The sequence below is a fragment of the Pseudomaricurvus sp. genome (genome assembly GCF_965662505.1).
Taxonomy (GTDB): domain Bacteria; phylum Pseudomonadota; class Gammaproteobacteria; order Pseudomonadales; family Cellvibrionaceae; genus Pseudomaricurvus.
Genome location: NZ_CBFIHX010000090.1, coordinates 1 through 14,545, shown reverse-complemented (window position 1 = coordinate 14,545; position 14,545 = coordinate 1). Strand labels below are relative to the sequence as shown.

Annotated in this window: 17 protein-coding genes; 4 read left to right on the top strand and 13 right to left on the bottom strand. The window is 53.6% G+C overall.

Annotated features, from left to right (window positions below; translation table 11 throughout):
- From ACTG33_RS12410 to ACTG33_RS12360, 11 genes are all read right to left on the bottom strand, one after another.
- On the bottom strand, positions 1 to 402 hold a 402-nt coding region (locus ACTG33_RS12410; RefSeq protein ID WP_439135540.1), incomplete at its 3' end, for a LolA family protein.
- On the bottom strand, positions 399 to 824 hold the full coding sequence (locus tag ACTG33_RS12405; protein WP_439135539.1) for an acyl-CoA thioesterase: 426 nt from the start codon (positions 822 to 824) through the stop codon (positions 399 to 401). The genes ACTG33_RS12410 and ACTG33_RS12405, both read right to left, overlap by 4 nt.
- A 22-nt stretch (positions 825 to 846) precedes the next feature.
- Positions 847 to 2,379 carry an HAL/PAL/TAL family ammonia-lyase gene (locus tag ACTG33_RS12400; protein WP_439135538.1) on the bottom strand — a complete coding sequence of 511 codons (1,533 nt, stop codon included), beginning with the start codon at positions 2,377 to 2,379 and terminating at the stop codon, positions 847 to 849.
- Positions 2,376 to 3,347, bottom strand: coding sequence for an LpxL/LpxP family acyltransferase (locus ACTG33_RS12395; RefSeq protein ID WP_439135537.1), 972 nt, complete (start codon positions 3,345 to 3,347; stop codon positions 2,376 to 2,378). The genes ACTG33_RS12400 and ACTG33_RS12395 overlap by 4 nt, the downstream gene beginning before the upstream one ends.
- Before the next feature lie 4 nt (positions 3,348 to 3,351).
- Positions 3,352 to 4,170, bottom strand: a complete 819-nt coding sequence (locus ACTG33_RS12390; RefSeq protein WP_439135536.1) for a glycosyltransferase family 2 protein — start codon at positions 4,168 to 4,170, stop codon at positions 3,352 to 3,354.
- On the bottom strand, positions 4,167 to 6,089 hold the full coding sequence (locus ACTG33_RS12385; RefSeq protein WP_439135535.1) for an ApeI family dehydratase: 1,923 nt from the start codon (positions 6,087 to 6,089) through the stop codon (positions 4,167 to 4,169). The genes ACTG33_RS12390 and ACTG33_RS12385 overlap by 4 nt, the downstream gene beginning before the upstream one ends.
- A 7-nt stretch (positions 6,090 to 6,096) precedes the next feature.
- Positions 6,097 to 6,648: a hypothetical protein gene (locus tag ACTG33_RS12380; protein WP_439135534.1), complete on the bottom strand. Its 552-nt coding sequence runs from the start codon at positions 6,646 to 6,648 to the stop codon at positions 6,097 to 6,099.
- A gap of 145 nt (positions 6,649 to 6,793) precedes the next feature.
- Positions 6,794 to 7,051, bottom strand: coding sequence for an acyl carrier protein (locus tag ACTG33_RS12375; protein WP_439135533.1), 258 nt, complete (start codon positions 7,049 to 7,051; stop codon positions 6,794 to 6,796).
- A 5-nt stretch (positions 7,052 to 7,056) separates the two neighbouring features.
- Positions 7,057 to 7,317, bottom strand: coding sequence for a phosphopantetheine-binding protein (locus tag ACTG33_RS12370; RefSeq protein ID WP_439135532.1), 261 nt, complete (start codon positions 7,315 to 7,317; stop codon positions 7,057 to 7,059).
- Positions 7,262 to 8,080, bottom strand: a complete 819-nt coding sequence (locus tag ACTG33_RS12365) for a lysophospholipid acyltransferase family protein (RefSeq protein ID WP_439135531.1) — start codon at positions 8,078 to 8,080, stop codon at positions 7,262 to 7,264. The genes ACTG33_RS12370 and ACTG33_RS12365 overlap by 56 nt, the downstream gene beginning before the upstream one ends.
- On the bottom strand, positions 8,074 to 8,880 hold the full coding sequence (locus ACTG33_RS12360; protein WP_439135530.1) for a beta-ketoacyl synthase chain length factor: 807 nt from the start codon (positions 8,878 to 8,880) through the stop codon (positions 8,074 to 8,076). The genes ACTG33_RS12365 and ACTG33_RS12360 overlap by 7 nt, the downstream gene beginning before the upstream one ends.
- 225 nt (positions 8,881 to 9,105) lie before the next feature.
- Here ACTG33_RS12360 and ACTG33_RS12355 point away from each other — a divergent pair, with 225 nt between their 5' ends.
- Complete coding sequence (locus ACTG33_RS12355) at positions 9,106 to 9,540, top strand: excinuclease ATPase subunit (protein WP_439135529.1); 435 nt, start codon at positions 9,106 to 9,108, stop codon at positions 9,538 to 9,540.
- A 24-nt stretch (positions 9,541 to 9,564) separates the two neighbouring features.
- A complete protein-coding gene (locus tag ACTG33_RS12350) occupies positions 9,565 to 10,326 on the top strand; it encodes a 4'-phosphopantetheinyl transferase family protein (RefSeq protein WP_439135528.1) in 762 nt (253 codons plus the stop codon).
- Positions 10,327 to 10,409: 83 nt separating this feature from the next.
- Here ACTG33_RS12350 and ACTG33_RS12345 read toward each other — a convergent pair whose 3' ends face one another.
- Together ACTG33_RS12345 and uvrA are read right to left on the bottom strand one after the other, a co-directional pair.
- Positions 10,410 to 10,718, bottom strand: coding sequence for a hypothetical protein (locus ACTG33_RS12345; RefSeq protein WP_439135527.1), 309 nt, complete (start codon positions 10,716 to 10,718; stop codon positions 10,410 to 10,412).
- Between the two features lie 32 nt (positions 10,719 to 10,750).
- Positions 10,751 to 13,669 carry an excinuclease ABC subunit UvrA gene (gene uvrA, locus ACTG33_RS12340; RefSeq protein WP_439135526.1) on the bottom strand — a complete coding sequence of 973 codons (2,919 nt, stop codon included), beginning with the start codon at positions 13,667 to 13,669 and terminating at the stop codon, positions 10,751 to 10,753.
- 48 nt (positions 13,670 to 13,717) lie between these two features.
- On the opposite strand from uvrA, the gene ACTG33_RS12335 reads away from it, so the two are divergent.
- Positions 13,718 to 13,927, top strand: a complete 210-nt coding sequence (locus tag ACTG33_RS12335) for a hypothetical protein (protein WP_439135525.1) — start codon at positions 13,718 to 13,720, stop codon at positions 13,925 to 13,927.
- 95 nt (positions 13,928 to 14,022) lie between these two features.
- Positions 14,023 to 14,545, top strand: a 523-nt coding sequence (locus ACTG33_RS12330; protein ID WP_439135524.1) for an MCP four helix bundle domain-containing protein, incomplete at its 3' end; no start/stop codon positions are given.

Genomic DNA, 14,545 nt, shown 5'->3' with positions numbered 1-14,545 from the left:
CCAGTCGCTGGTGAATATGGCCGCCATGATTTGTCCAATGACTGCGACCCCAGGTTGATCGGCTCGTGCCAGCCACACCTGTTCGCCATTCTGTTCCTGCATAATGCCTTGCGGACTGAAGGTGAGTTTGCTGGGCAGAGGCTGTTGGGTTTCCCAAACCAGGCCGGAGTCAGGTTGAAACGTAAACGTGCCGCTGGACTGCAGTGGGTTGGGCAGAATGCTCAGATATTTGCGCTGGATAAAATCGCCATGTATCTGCTCACTGATATCCAGTTGTTGGCTGATGCTTTCCAATGTGCGTTCTGGCGCAGGTTGTGTGGCTAAGCTCAGCTGAGCTGAGAGCAGGCCTGCCACCAATATGATCAAGCTATAGATGTGGCGGATAGGCTGCGGTGACATCACGATGCCACTCCAAGTTTGTCAAACAAGACCTGCGGGGATTCCATGCACATTTCTCTGGTTTTCATATCCACGGCCACATGAATCGTATGGCCACGGGTGAGGCGTTTACCTGTGGTTTTATCGCGAATTTCATAATCAATCTTCAATCGATTCTCCCATTCGCTGATGCGGGCACGGCAAATAACCGTTTGGCCAAAGACGGTGGGTTGCGGATAGCGAATTCGCAAATCGATCACTGGCCAGGCAAAGCCGGAGGCTTTCATCTGCAGATAGTTGTAATCAATGCTGTCCAGCACGGCACAGCGAGCGATTTCAAAATACTTGGCGTAATGACCGTGCCAGGCCACTTCCATCATATCGACGTCGTGGAATGGGATGGTGATTTCAACTTCGGCTTGGTGTAAGTCAGCTTTTGTCGTCATAAAATCATTTCCTGTGCATCGATCAGGCTGGGTAAAGAGCCAGGGATTGAGCCTGAATCGCAGCCACGGTTTGGCGCAATTCGCTCTCAAGAGCTCTGTCTTCCGTCAGGAACGGGCTGATCTGACGAACCTGTTCAATGGTGTCGGCCAGGGCAGGAGCCAGTGAGTCTGCTGAAATATCCTGTTGGCGGATTCTCAGCTCAACGCCCTGACAGGTAGCTAGCAATACGGCGCTGGCTACCTGCTCGGTCAGTTGCAGAACCCGCAGGCAATCTCGTGCAGCGATGGTGCCCATGCTGACTTTATCCTGATTGTGGCACTCGGTGGAGCGGGAAAACACACTGGCCGGCATGGTTTGTTTTAAAGCTTCAGCGGTCCAGGCGGATGTGCCGATCTGCACGGCTTTAAACCCGTGGTTGATCGCGCTGCGCTCGCCTTGTGCGCCGGACAGGTTCGAGGGCAGGCCGTGATTGAACTTGGTGTCGACCAGCATGGCCAACTGACGATCCAACAGGTCGGCAATATTGGCGACGGTGTTTTTCAGGGTGTCCATGGCGAGAGCGATGTGACCGCCGTAAAAATGACCGCCGTGCAATACGTGTTCGCCTTCGGCATCAATGATCGGATTGTCGTTACTGCTGTTGAGTTCGTTTTCGATTAGTTGTCGCAGCCACGGCAAAGCGTCTTCCTGCACGCCTATGACGTGCGGTGCGCAGCGCAGCGAATAGCGGTCCTGCAGGCGTTTTGGGTTTCTGGGTGGTTCGCCAGCGTGCAGGTCTTCTCGCAGCCAACCGGCAACCCGCTGCTGACCTGGGTGTGGCTTGACGCTGAATAACACTTCATCGAAGTGGTGAGCATTACCTTTGGAAGCCAGTGTGCACAGTGCGGTAATGCGGGTGGCGAGCTTTGACAGGTACTGGGCCCGCGAATACGCCATACAGGCCAGGCCGGTCATGACGGCTGTGCCATTCATAATGGCCAGACCTTCTTTGGGGCGAAGCGTAATGGGTTCTATGTTGAGTTGGGCAAACACGTCGGCGGTGGGGTTGATGTCACCTTGGTAGTACACCTCCCGTTCGCCACACAGAACGGCGGCCACATAGGACAGCGGGGTTAAGTCGCCACTGGCGCCGACAGACCCTTCTTCCGGGATCACGGGCATGATGTCGTGTTTGAACAGTGTTTCCATCTGTGTGAGCAGATCCAGGCTAACGCCAGAGAACCCCTGGCACAGAGACGCCATTCGCGAGGCCAGGACGGCTCGTGCCATGGTCGGCGTCAGCTGGTTGCCCAAACCACAGCCGTGGAAGGTGTACAGGTGTTTCGGTAGCTCAGACACCAGCTCCGATGGAATCGTAACGGTGCAGGAATCACCGTAGCCTGTGGTGACACCGTAAATTTCACCGTCTTCTTTTAACAGACGGTCGAGAAATTCACTGCCTTTGGCAATGCGCTTGCGAAAATCAGCAGATTCACTGAGCTGAGCGGGTTGCTGTTGCAGGGCAATGGCGACAACATCTTCAATGGTTAGCGGGCTGCTATCAAAAGTAATCATAAAGCGACATCTTGTTTCGGGTGGTCGGACTTCTTCTGGTTGAAACTCTGGGGTGAAGCCGCCCAAAATGGATAGAAATTATTCCACTGTAACGGGAATCGCAGAGTGAAATGCGCCAGACGGTCAGCGTATTGCTGTGCCCACTGGCGAATGTCTTCTTCGCGTTGTTTGCGCGCCAAACGTATACGGTCTGCAAATGCTTCGAAGTATACTTCGTAGCCGCGTTTTGTTTTATTGCAAAACATCAGATAGACCGGACAGCGCAGCACGGATGCAAGAATATAGGGTCCTTCAGGAAACAGCGCGGGAGATCCGAGAAAGTCGACACTGGTTTGTCGGCCGCCGTTGACCGGCGTTCGATCACCTGCAATCACCACCACTTCTCCGGCATTCAATTTTTCTTGCAGCATGATGGCTGTTGCGGGAGAAACTTCAGTCACCTGAATCAAGTTGAGGTGATTCTTTTCGTCCAATTTCTTCATCACACGATTAAAATTTTCCGCGTGCTTGGTGTGAACCAGAATGTTGAGCCGAACGTGTTGGCTTTCTTCGGCCAGTGCCCGGCATACCTCGATGTTGCCGAGGTGGGAGACAATTACCAGCGCCCCGTTGCCTTTGTTGACCATGCTGAGAAAGTCATCCCGGTTGTGGAAGGCGACATCTTTGTAGGGGAAGGCGCCGGTCCATGCTGCCAGCTTGTCCAGCAGACCACGGCCGAATTGCAAAAAATGCCGAAAACTCTGTCGCCGTATTGATTCCGTTGTTGGCAGGCCACCCTGTTGGCGTACGCGCATCAGGTAATCTTCAGAGGCGTGCCGTGATGTTTTCTTGGTGAAATAAAAATAGGCGATCACCGGATAGAGTAGCAGGGTGAAAGCCCAGCGCCCGATCCAGCGATACGTAAAAAACATGATGCGGATGCCCAGTAAGGCTCCCGATTCCTGAACTTCTGACCAGTGCTTTGCCATAGCTTTATTTCTCCGAAAACCCATCGTTGTGACATGGATGGGTGCGGCGTCTGTCTTGCATGCGCCGGCGCAGGATTTTGGGCAGTCGTAGCAGCATGCCGAAAAACAGGGTGGTGTGCATTTTGCTGATCAGATAGTTGTCGCGCCAGGGGGCAAAGTGGGAAATGCCATCTTCCGGGTAAGAGACTTTGGTGGGTTGGTTGATCACTGGCAGGTTGCGCCAAACCCAGTGCACCATGATTTCAGAATCAAAATCCATACGGTTGCCGGTGGTTTCTGTATCGATAATGTCGACGGTTGACCGCAATGGGTAGAGCCGGTATCCACACATGGAATCTTTAACCGCAAAGGAAAGGCTGTTGATCCATATCCACACATGGGTCAGATAGCGAGCGTAATAGCGCAGTGCGGGTACGCTGTCGTCGTAAATTGGGTAGCCGCAGATAATTGCTCGCGGATGCTTCTGGCCCTGGTCTATAAACGTCACGGCATCTTGCGTGTTGTGCTGTCCGTCGGCATCAATTTGTAAAGCGTGGCTGAAGCCTTGTTGTAAGACGTATTGGAAACCCGCTTTCATCGCGCCGCCTTTACCCTGATTGAGTGGCAGTTGGATAAGGCTTACAGAGTCGTAATGTTCAGCAATGGATTCCAGACGTTTACGGCATATTTCACTGCTGCCATCGTCGACGAGAATGATCGGGGCTGTATTGATCAGGCGCTCCACAATGGAGCCAACGGCTTTCTCGTGATTGTAAACAGGAATCAGAATGCAAGGGTTAAACACCTGTGGTTCGGATGTCCTTTCCGCAGCAGTGACGTTCATACTGTTGTGTCCTGCTTTTCCAAAACAATACGTCCGCTGGAATGCTGGCCACGAGGCGAATGATAGGCAAAGGTGATTTTATTTTTTGCCGAATCGTAGGTGAGGTCCAGATTGACGGTATCTCCCGGCGTAATCACTTTTTGAAATTTAATCACTTCCATACGCAGGAATTCGCCTTCTGGAGCAAAAGCTGTGCGGGCAAAATGCTCTGCCCAATGAATCTGCACCACACCAGGCAAAATGGGTGCTTGATCAAAGTGTCCGTCAAAGTAGCGCAGATTATGGGGGATAAACAATTCCCGTGTTTGTTTTCCTGACGCGTTATGGGTCGAAAGCGTCGTAGGCAGATCTGTCTTTTGCTCTGAAATCAGTGCTTCGGTTTCCGGTTTGGTTTTTTTGAATAAATTTAGCAAAGCCGTTCTCTGTAGTTTGCCCTGAGTGTTCACTGGCAGTGCTTCGATATAACGCCATTTGCGCGGCAGTGTAGGGCGCTCAAAACAGGACAGAAGGTGCTCTTTGAAGTGCATGTTGATGGCACGCTTGCCGTGTTCTTTGAGGGCGTTTTTGCCTTCTTCGGTGAGTGCGATAACCGCTCCCAATTCCGAACGGGAGCCAGTCAACTGCAACAGGTGCGTCTGTTGTATCCAGGAAGATTGCATTAGCAGACCTTCCATCTCATCAAGAGACACTCTTTTGCCTTCTACCTTGACGATACGGTCTGCTCTTCCGAGTAACGCAAAATGCCTGTTGTTACCAAGATGCTCGTTGTTACCAAGGCGCTCGTCGCCAAAATGTACCCGGTCCGAGGTGCAATACCACTGTTGATCGTCCAGTAGGTGCGCGGAACGTACTTCCAGGCAATCAGGGTCCTGAGCGTTTGCAGTCTCTGTATTGTCCGCCGCGAGCCGCACATCTACTTCCGGCAGCGGTTGCCAGAGAGAATCGGTGTCTTTATCGTGCTGTTCCCGCCAGGCTATGCCTCCGGTCTCGGAGCTGCCAAATATTTCCAGCACGCCTGTACCCAATTGTGTTTTCGCGTGCAGACTGTCCGATCGCATTAGCGGCGCGCCGGAACTGAAAATGGCGGCCAGGCCGTTTGTCACGGCAGCGTCGAGAATGACCGGAATCCGGGATAAATGCGTCGGGCTGGAAATCAGCAGGCGAGGACGTTGTCCCACAGGTTCAGGTTGCCCGGCGTAGTTAGCTTGATTGAAACGCTCGGCTTGACTGATAAGGCCAGCTTGATCCGAAATATGACGCAGCGCCAGTTCTTCGAAATATTCACAGGGGTGGGTATCTGAGCACCAGCCCGCAGCCAGCGGCCAAAGTACGCGGAAAAGCAAGCCGTAAATGTGCTGGTGACTGACGGTGCCGGTTACCAGGGCCTGGCGATGGTTTCCCCACAGCATGTGCAGGTGCTTCACTTCCTGGCTTAATTGTCGAAGGTTTTTGCCAATGGCCTGAGGGTCGCCGGAAGAACCTGACGTAAAAACCTGGATAAGCGGTGTGCTGTTGTTCAGAGTGATGTCGCGCAATGCAGAGAGAGCACCCAAATCCTCGTCGGTACTCAGAGGCAAATCGGATCTGATCAGAGAGGGGGCCAACTTCTCAAAGTCGCCAGCAAAGCCATCCACCACATGGGATAACCGCGTGACAAAGTCCGGCTGACGATTGCCGGGCAGGCATACCGTTTTATTCAACGACAGCAGAGCAAACAGGCAGGCGGAAAATTCAGCCGCGCAAGGGTGATAGAGTGCCCAGCGATCTCCAGACTGCTGACTTATGATGTGGCGCCATTGCACAACCCGAGTCAACCACTCTTGCCAGGTAATGATGTTTTTGTCCGGCGAGAGAAATAGCGGCAGCTCGGCTGAATGGTCGGCGGCAAACAGCGTTTCCAAAGGGGTGAAATTTTTCATGGGTGTTTCAATCATGGGAGGCCTTCATAACCCGCTGGCGAATCAGCCATTCGCCCGCAAACAGAGTGCCCATGGCGATATATGCGATAAACCCGTTGTACGCGGCCCATATGGCATCGGATGCAAAGAGCGTTGTGAGCAGGGCAATAGTGCCGTTGGCGATAAAAAAGGCGCACCACACAACGGTCACTTTACGGGTGTATCGAACCCCCTGCTGAGACAGTTCCGGGTCTTTTATACGAGCGAAACGTTCGATCATGGATGGAGGTACTTTTAATGACCAGGCAAAGAAAATCAGCAAACAGAGATTCACTAAAACCGGATAAAACTTCAGCCCCAGCGCACTGTTGGTCAACCACGACCAGATGGCCAATAGGCCCAAAAGGGGTAGCCAAAGCCAGTGGTTGAGCGGGGTTTTGTTATCAGCGGTGAGCATTCGGGCAGCGGCGACAACCAGAAGCAGAACCACCAGATAGCGGGCGTCAAACGCCTGCAAGCCATAATAGACGGCGATCGGATAGAGCAGGGTGAGTAACCCGATAACAGTGCGCAATAACATCGGCGATGGCTTCTGATTATGACTCGTCGTTATGACGGGTGGCTATGGTTCGTCTTTATGATGGATGGCTATGGCTGGCAGCAGTGATCAACGGGACAGGAAACGGCCAGTGAAGACCGTATTCATGCACGCCAGGCTAAACGTGTTATTCGCTGGTCAATAGCTCTTCGACGGCATTGACGATATCCCCTACGCTGCGCACGGTCTTAAAATCTTCTGGCTTGATCTTCTTGCCCGTCATCTTTTTCAATTCAACCACAAGATCAACCGCATCAATGCTGTCAATGTCCAGATCATCGTAGAGTTGTGCGTCCAGAGTGATGTCGGAGGCGTCCAGTTCAAACAGCTCCACAAGAATTTCCCTGACTTTTGCTTCAATGGTGTCTTTCGTCATCATTGTCATCACCCTTATCCGTTGGTGTGTGAATTGACCAGCAATGCCAGGTTGTGAACGCTGGCAAAGTGCTTCTTGGTTTCTTCTGAGTCGGCATCTACCTTGACACCGTAGCGCTTCTGCAGAGCCAGGCCCAGCTCAAGCGCATCAATGGAATCAAGTCCCAGCCCTTCGACAAATAAGGCTTCCTGACTATCGATATCGTCAATGGTGATATCTTCAAGATCCAGAGTGTCGATAATCAGTTGCTTGAGTTCCTGTTCTAATTCGGTCATGGCTGACGAGTTCCTGGGTAAAATAGTCTTCAAAAAAACGGGTTAATTTACGTGCGGCTAATGATACCGCTTTCTCCTGCTGATAGGGGATCATGGATATGGTCGGTTTCAACGTGAGAGAAATATGAAAGGGGCGTTCAGGAACCTGATACCACTGGAGCTCCTTGGTCAGTGTACTGGGTTCACAGGTGATAACCACTGGTGTCACCTCGCAATCGCAACGCAGGGCAATGTTGGCGGCTCCCCGCTGCATGGAAAGGTCTTGTCCCTGAGTGGTGCGGGTACCCTCGGGGAACACAATCAGGCTATTGCCCCGTTTAAAGGATTGCTCTGCCAGCGCGAGCACGGCTTCGGAGCTGTCATTGGCGATGTAATTGGCTACGCCAATGGGGCCGCGGGTAAAGGGATTGCGCAGCAGGCTGCTCTTGACCACACAATCTGCGCGTTTGATAAACGCAATCAGAAAGACAATATCAATAAGTGTGGGGTGATTGGCGACGATGAGCTGTCCCGGGCGATTCAGGGCCTCTCGCTGTTCCACGGTATAGGTCAGGATACCCAGACAGCGCATCAGCTCCATAAATCCACGGAAAGCGTAGTGTATGACGGCTTTGGCGCGTCGTTCGCGGCGCAGTGGTCCACCCGGTAGCAGGTAGAGTATTGGTACGGCGAGAAGTGTCAGAACCAGCCCGCCCAGCCCAAAGGTGAGAAAGCAAAAGCCGGTGGCCATGACTCGCCAGTATTTATTCACCGTGGTCAGCATGAGGACCACCGCCAACTGTTGCGCGAGCCGGTCAGGGTCAGTGGAGCGGTGCGAGGGGTCGTAATCAGCCAGCGCAGCAGCGACAAAGCTTGTGGTCGTGAAGCTTCAGCTGAAGACTCAGACGTATCTCGTCGACACAGATCAAGCTGGACAGGCATCTCGGATTGCAGGACAGACATTTCGGGTTCTGCCGACGTGTGACTGGATGACGTATCGAGCGGGGAAGGCGTACCCAGTAAAAAAGCCACTGCGTAAGCATGATCCGGGAGTGCGGGTTGCTGCTGTTGATAGAGAGCCGGTAACGGCTCGTCGTAGATCAGACACAGCACCTGTTTGCAGTCTTGTTCGGTGAGAATGGCCTGAGCTTCAAGCAGTGCAGTCGAAATATCGTCAAAACCACAGGCCAGAGCCGTCATGCTGCTGGTGTCTTTGCGGGCGATGGACAGCAGCCCGCCAATGGCGTTATGTACGGAAAGGCTAAAGTGTGTCGGAGAGAGGCTTTCACCGGCGGCGAGATCCTGCAGCAGATTAACGGTGCGATGGAGATCGCCATGACGGCTAACCAACACCGTGGGCACGCCGGAATCTGTCTCTTTTAGCAGAGGGATGGCGGTCGAAAGTGCCATCTTGCCCAATGGGCTCAAACGTCTGCGCAGCATCGCCGGTATGGCTTTGACGTCGGGAGGGGCGTCTCCCTCCATGGTTTTTTCACCTGCCGCCCATTGCTGCCAATCCTCCGGAGTTTGTAACCCAGGAGCCCATGCAGACCAGGCTTTTATTGTTATTGTCAGGGGGCTCATGCAACCTCAGTATGCGTGCGCAGGTGTTTAATGAATGTCAGCCAGCGTAATGACCCACCAAATATAAGGACATCTAGAAAAAGGAGGCTATTTTACCGTGTCATTAAGTCGAGGCAAGCGTCAATTGCTGCAGGTCTCTGGTTTTCCTGCAGGTATGAAATGACTATACTGAGCTGGACTATATTTCACTTAAATTATTGCTGGAATCCCAGTAAGGATGCTGCCATGTTAACTCGTTCCCTGATTGTAATTGTTTCCCTTTTGGCCATATCTGACGTCGCAATGGCCCGTGATGACGCCTTGTTTCTGCCGTTGCAGGAGGCACTGAACGCCCCTGCGGCCAAAGAACAGCTCAATCAAGGCGTCAAATTCTATTTCGGTGAGAAAGCACCTGGCTATACCGATGCCAAAGGCAGTTTTGTCGCCAACCGCAAAACCAACGCCTTCAACAAGTCCGATGAAGAGGCTTGCCGCTGGGTGTTCTTGTCTGCTCTGATCGCGTTGCGTGATCGTGCTCTGTCAGAAGGCGGCAACGCCGTGGTGAATATTCACAGCTTCTACAAGAAAAACGAATACATGAGTGACTCCGATTACGAGTGTCATGCGGGCGCCATTATGGCCGGTGTGGCGTTGAAAGGCACTGTGGTTACCCTGAAATAAGCCGTTTTGCCAAAAGTCTGTCATGTGAATAAGCCACATCCTCCACTGATGTTGTGGGTGTGGCGTGTTCCTCCTCTGGGGGATACGACACTGACAGAATGCCTGCCGATCTTATCTGCCTCCGAACAAGCCCTCTATCTCACCATCAAGTCTCCGCGCCGCCGCCGTGAATACCTGGCGGGGCATTACCTGTTGCGGGTCGCGCTGACGCACCTGTTACCCGACTGGGCGGAGCAACACACTTTTGAACTGGATGACGAAAACTGGCTGTCGCTGACAGGCCCGGCTGCGAGCTGTATCGACTTTAATTTGTCCCACAGTGGTGAGTGGGTGGCCTGTGCAGTGGGATATAACTGCCGGTTGGGGGTTGATATCGAATCACCCCGCAAGCAACGTTCTTACCGCGAACTGGCGGCTGAATATTTTTCTGAGGGTGAATGCCGACGGCTGGATGCTCTATCGGACGAAGAATGTCGGGAGGCGTTCTACGAATTGTGGACCCTGAAGGAAAGCTATCTTAAAGCCCGCAAACAGGGAATCTCGGCAGCGGAATTGGCGACTGAGTTTCTTCCGATAACGGATTCGGCCGCAGTGGACTGGTGCAGTTATCGATTCCAGTTTTCTCAGCAGGGGGATAGTGAAGCCGGGGACGAAAGAGTTTTTGGTGCGCTGACGGTTTCGGCGCTGATGTCAGAGCCTTTGGAAGTGCAGCAGTTTTCCCTCGGAAAACCGCTTAAACCCCTGGTTCCGGTATTGCTGGAACCTTTGGTCCCTCGCAGGCCTTAAAAGGCTTTGTTTCTCGAAAGGCCTGGGTTTCTCGAAAGGCCTGTGTTTCCCAAAAGCTTTAGTTCCCGTTCAGGAGTTCCCGTTCAGGGAGTGGCTTTGAGCGTAATTTCTTTGGCCACACACTCTCGCTGCAGTGGTTCGTAATCAGCCTGAATTTCGACGTTGATACCTAAAGAGGATTGAGCCAGGTGGAATACGCCCGGGTAGGTCGGTTTCACCAAAATTTCTGAGCCGGAGGATGTCTGGCACTCCGGCGGCAGGCCGGAATCCAGTGTCAGGCGAATCCCGACATCATCGCCGCTGACAGCGATGACCTTTCCTCGAATGGTGCCATCATCGGCGTGGCTCAGACCCGCGATCAGTAATAAAAGCAAAATACCAAAACGTGTCATAGGAACCTCCGGTTAATGGATGGCAATCTCGGTTACTTTTTAGTTTTCTTCGCCGTTGCTTTCTTTTTTTCCGTCACTTTCTGTTTCTCCATCGCTTTCTCTTTTGGCTTTGCTTTCGGTTTCGGCAAGGGCTTCAAGAGCGGCTTCAAAAAGTGCCCGGTGTGGGAGCTTTTATTCTTGGCGACATCTTCCGGTGTGCCGGTGGCGATGATCTGACCACCGCCACTGCCACCTTCTGGCCCCAAGTCTATCAGCCAGTCGGCGGTTTTGATGACATCCAGATTGTGCTCAATGACGACCACAGTATTGCCGTGATCGCGCAGGCGGTGCAGTACATTCAGCAGTTGCTGAATGTCGTGGAAGTGCAGGCCGGTGGTGGGTTCATCCAGAATATACAGGGTTTGGCCGGTATCCCGCTTGGACAGTTCCTTCGCCAGTTTCACCCGCTGGGCTTCACCGCCGGACAGGGTGGTGGCCGCCTGCCCCAGACGAATGTAGGACAAGCCCACGTCGATCAGGGTTTGCAGTTTTTTCGCCACGGAAGGGATGGCATCGAAGAATTCGCGGGCGTCTTCCACGGTCAGGTCGAGCGCTTCGTGGATGTTCTTGCCCTTGTATTTGATTTCCAGGGTTTCGCGGTTGTAGCGCTTGCCTTTACACACATCACAGGGCACATAGACATCCGGCAGGAAGTGCATCTCTACCTTGACCACGCCATCGCCCTGACAGGCTTCACAGCGACCCCCTTTCACATTGAAGCTAAAACGTCCGGGTTTGTAACCGCGAGAGCGTGCTTCCTGAGTGCCGGCAAACAGTTCCCGAATGGGGGTGAATATACCGGTGTAGGTAGCAGGGTTGGAACGTGGGGTGCGGCCGATGGGGCTTTGATCAATGTCCACACACTTGTCGAACAAATCCATATTGTGAACGGCTTTGTGCGGAGCTGCAGTCAGTGTCGTGGCGCCATTCAGCTCGGTGGCTGCCAGTGGATAGAGGGTGGCGTTGATCAGCGTCGACTTGCCCGATCCCGATACGCCGGTGACACAGGTCATCAGTCCAGCCGGGATTTTCAGCGTCACATCTTGCAGGTTGTTGCCGGTAGCGCCTTCCAGAATCAGTTCTTTATCTTCCGGATAGGGTGTGCGCTTGGGCGGGACTTCGATCTGGACTTCGCCGGATAGGTATTTGCCGGTCAGCGATTTCGGATTGCCCATGACTTCTTTAAGCGTGCCTTTGGCGACCACTTCACCGCCGTGAACACCGGCGCCGGGGCCAATGTCGAGAATGTAGTCCGCCTGACGAATTGCGTCTTCGTCGTGTTCCACCACAATTACGGTGTTGCCGATGTCCCGCAGGTGAATCAGGGTTTTGAGCAAGCGGTCATTGTCCCGCTGGTGCAGGCCAATGGAGGGTTCGTCGAGAATGTACATCACGCCCACCAAACCAGCGCCGATCTGACTGGCGAGACGGATACGCTGAGCCTCGCCGCCGGAGAGTGTCTCGGCGCTGCGGTTCAGCGTCAGGTAGTTCAGGCCCACATCCACCAGAAAGCGGAAGCGGTCTCGCAACTCTTTGAGGATCTTGTCTGCGATTTTGCCGCGTGCACCGGGCAACTGCAGGGTGTCGAAATAGTCGTAGGCCTCGCCCACCGGTAATTCGGTAATCTGCGGCAGGGTGCGCTCGTCGATAAAGACGTTGCGGGCATCGCGGCGCAGTCGGGTGCCCTCACATTCCGGGCAGTGTTGGCTGGAAACGTATTTGGCCAGTTCATCGCGCACGCTCTGGGAGTCGGTCTCCTTGTAGCGGCGATTCATGTTGTTAATCACCCCTTCAAAGGTGTGATTGCGCTGATGAACGTCGCCTCGGTCATTGGTGTAACTGAAATTAATAACGTCTTTGCCAGAGCCATAAAGAATGGCGTCCTGGTGCTTTTTGCTCAATTCCTGCCACGGGGTGTCGATGGAGAATCCGTAGTGATCCGACAGGGAATTCAGCAGGTGGAAATAGTAAAAGTTGCGTCGGTCCCAGCCGCGAATGGCGCCTTCCGCCAGCGAGGCCTCGGGAAATTGAATTACTTTCTTGATGTCGAAAAACTGGCTTACCCCCAGGCCGTCACAGCTGGGACAGGCACCGGCTGGGTTATTGAAGGAGAACAGTCGCGGTTCCAGCTCCGTCAGAGAGTAATCACACACCGGGCAGGCGTGTTTGGCGGAAAAGGTGCGGTCGTCTTCTTCGCCGTCCATAAAACTGATGGCGGCAGTGCCGTCTGTCAGTTGCAGGGCGGTTTCGAAGGATTCGGCGAGACGGACTTGCAGATCCTCGCGGACTTTGAAGCGATCAACCACCACTTCAATGGTGTGTTTTTTCTTCTTGTCCAGCTCCGGCGTGTCGTCGAGATCGACCACCACGCCGTCGATACGGGCGCGGATAAAGCCGTCGCGGCGCAACTGCTCGAAGGTGTGCAAGTGCTCACCTTTTCGGTCCCGGACCACGGGGGCCAGTAGCATGATCTTGCTGCCTTCCGGCAGTGTCAGTACGTGATCCACCATTTCGCTGATGGTCTGTGCGGCCAGCGGCTCACCGTGGATCGGGCAGCGGGGCTCACCGACGCGGGCATACAGCAGGCGCAGGTAATCGTAGATTTCGGTAATCGTCCCCACGGTTGATCGTGGGTTGTGAGAGGTGGACTTCTGTTCGATGGAAATGGCCGGGCTCAGGCCCTCGACGTGATCCACATCGGGTTTTTCCATCATGGACAGGAACTGACGGGCGTAGGTGGACAGGGACTCCACGTAGCGGCGCTGCCCCTCGGCGTAGAGTGTATCGAACGCCAGGGATGACTTGCCGGACCCCGACAAGCCAGTGATGACAATCAGCTTGTCCCGGGGAAGGTCGATATCCAGGTTTTTCAGGTTGTGGGTGCGCGCACCGCGAACGTAAATCGTATCCACAGAAAATCCAGTCCAGTTAGTTTGAGAGGGCCAATGTTGGAAAGCGCTATGTCAGAAAGCACTGTATCGAAAAGCACAGTATTGAAAAGCACGGTATCGACAAGCAGTACGCCAGAAAGCAAAGGCCACAGGGCAAAAGTTGCAAACGAGCAAGTATACGCGTTTTTCGGGTTTTTGGGTCAGCTTGTTGTGGGTGTCGGGGTGGGACTGGTGAATCAAGTGGCGCATATTTCTTTTTGTGAGCGCCTGCTTTTGTAACAAAAAGTTCATTTTAGAAAGCCAAACTCTGCCGAAATGAATACCAGCCCGACCCTTTCTCAGGCTTGATCCCGACACGAAAAAGGCAGTTTCGTATGACGTTAAGAGTACGCACCAAACTTATCCTGTTGACCGTAATTCCGCTGTTGGCCGGATTGTTTATTGCCGCGCTGGGGGTGACATCACTCTCTACAGTGACTGAAACCACAACACGGATGAAAGAGGAGCGGCTGGTGCCGGTTTGGCGGCTGCACCGGATCTCCCGTCAATACACTCAGGGGGTGGTGGATTTGGCGCACAAAACCCGTGCGCAAATGATGTTCTGGGATGAAGCCAAAAAAGGCCTGGATCAGGCTGCTGAAGCTCTGGAGGCCGAGTGGGCCGTCTATCTTGCGGGGCCGCTGACCGAGCAGGAACAGGCCATTCTGGCGGCGCACCCGCAAGCCATAGACAACGCCAAGGCCAGCATTGCCAGTCTGCAGGGGTTTGTCGAGGAGCAATCCCGCTACGGCATGGGTAATTATGTGGATCTGGAGCTATATCGGGCGGTAGACCCTGTTTTGAGTATGATCGAAGCGCTGGTCAAAGAGCAGGAGAGCCTGGCAGAGCAGGCCAGTC

Bases quoted from the DNA above. Each gene is read 5' to 3' on its own strand.
- ACTG33_RS12390 (WP_439135536.1), bottom strand. From the start codon at position 4,170: ATGAACGTCACTGCTGCGGAAAGGACATCCGAACCACAGGTGTTTAAC.
- ACTG33_RS12395 (WP_439135537.1), bottom strand. From the start codon at position 3,347: ATGGCAAAGCACTGGTCAGAAGTTCAGGAATCGGGAGCCTTACTGGGC.
- ACTG33_RS12360 (WP_439135530.1), bottom strand. From the start codon at position 8,880: ATGAGCCCCCTGACAATAACAATAAAAGCCTGGTCTGCATGGGCTCCT.
- ACTG33_RS12385 (WP_439135535.1), bottom strand. From the start codon at position 6,089: ATGAAAAATTTCACCCCTTTGGAAACGCTGTTTGCCGCCGACCATTCA.
- ACTG33_RS12355 (WP_439135529.1), top strand. From the start codon at position 9,106: ATGTTAACTCGTTCCCTGATTGTAATTGTTTCCCTTTTGGCCATATCT.
- ACTG33_RS12400 (WP_439135538.1), bottom strand. From the start codon at position 2,379: ATGATTACTTTTGATAGCAGCCCGCTAACCATTGAAGATGTTGTCGCC.
- ACTG33_RS12335 (WP_439135525.1), top strand. From the start codon at position 13,718: ATGTCAGAAAGCACTGTATCGAAAAGCACAGTATTGAAAAGCACGGTA.
- ACTG33_RS12375 (WP_439135533.1), bottom strand. From the start codon at position 7,051: ATGACAATGATGACGAAAGACACCATTGAAGCAAAAGTCAGGGAAATT.
- ACTG33_RS12345 (WP_439135527.1), bottom strand. From the start codon at position 10,718: ATGACACGTTTTGGTATTTTGCTTTTATTACTGATCGCGGGTCTGAGC.
- ACTG33_RS12365 (WP_439135531.1), bottom strand. From the start codon at position 8,080: ATGCTGACCACGGTGAATAAATACTGGCGAGTCATGGCCACCGGCTTT.
- ACTG33_RS12380 (WP_439135534.1), bottom strand. From the start codon at position 6,648: ATGTTATTGCGCACTGTTATCGGGTTACTCACCCTGCTCTATCCGATC.
- ACTG33_RS12370 (WP_439135532.1), bottom strand. From the start codon at position 7,317: ATGACCGAATTAGAACAGGAACTCAAGCAACTGATTATCGACACTCTG.
- ACTG33_RS12405 (WP_439135539.1), bottom strand. From the start codon at position 824: ATGACGACAAAAGCTGACTTACACCAAGCCGAAGTTGAAATCACCATC.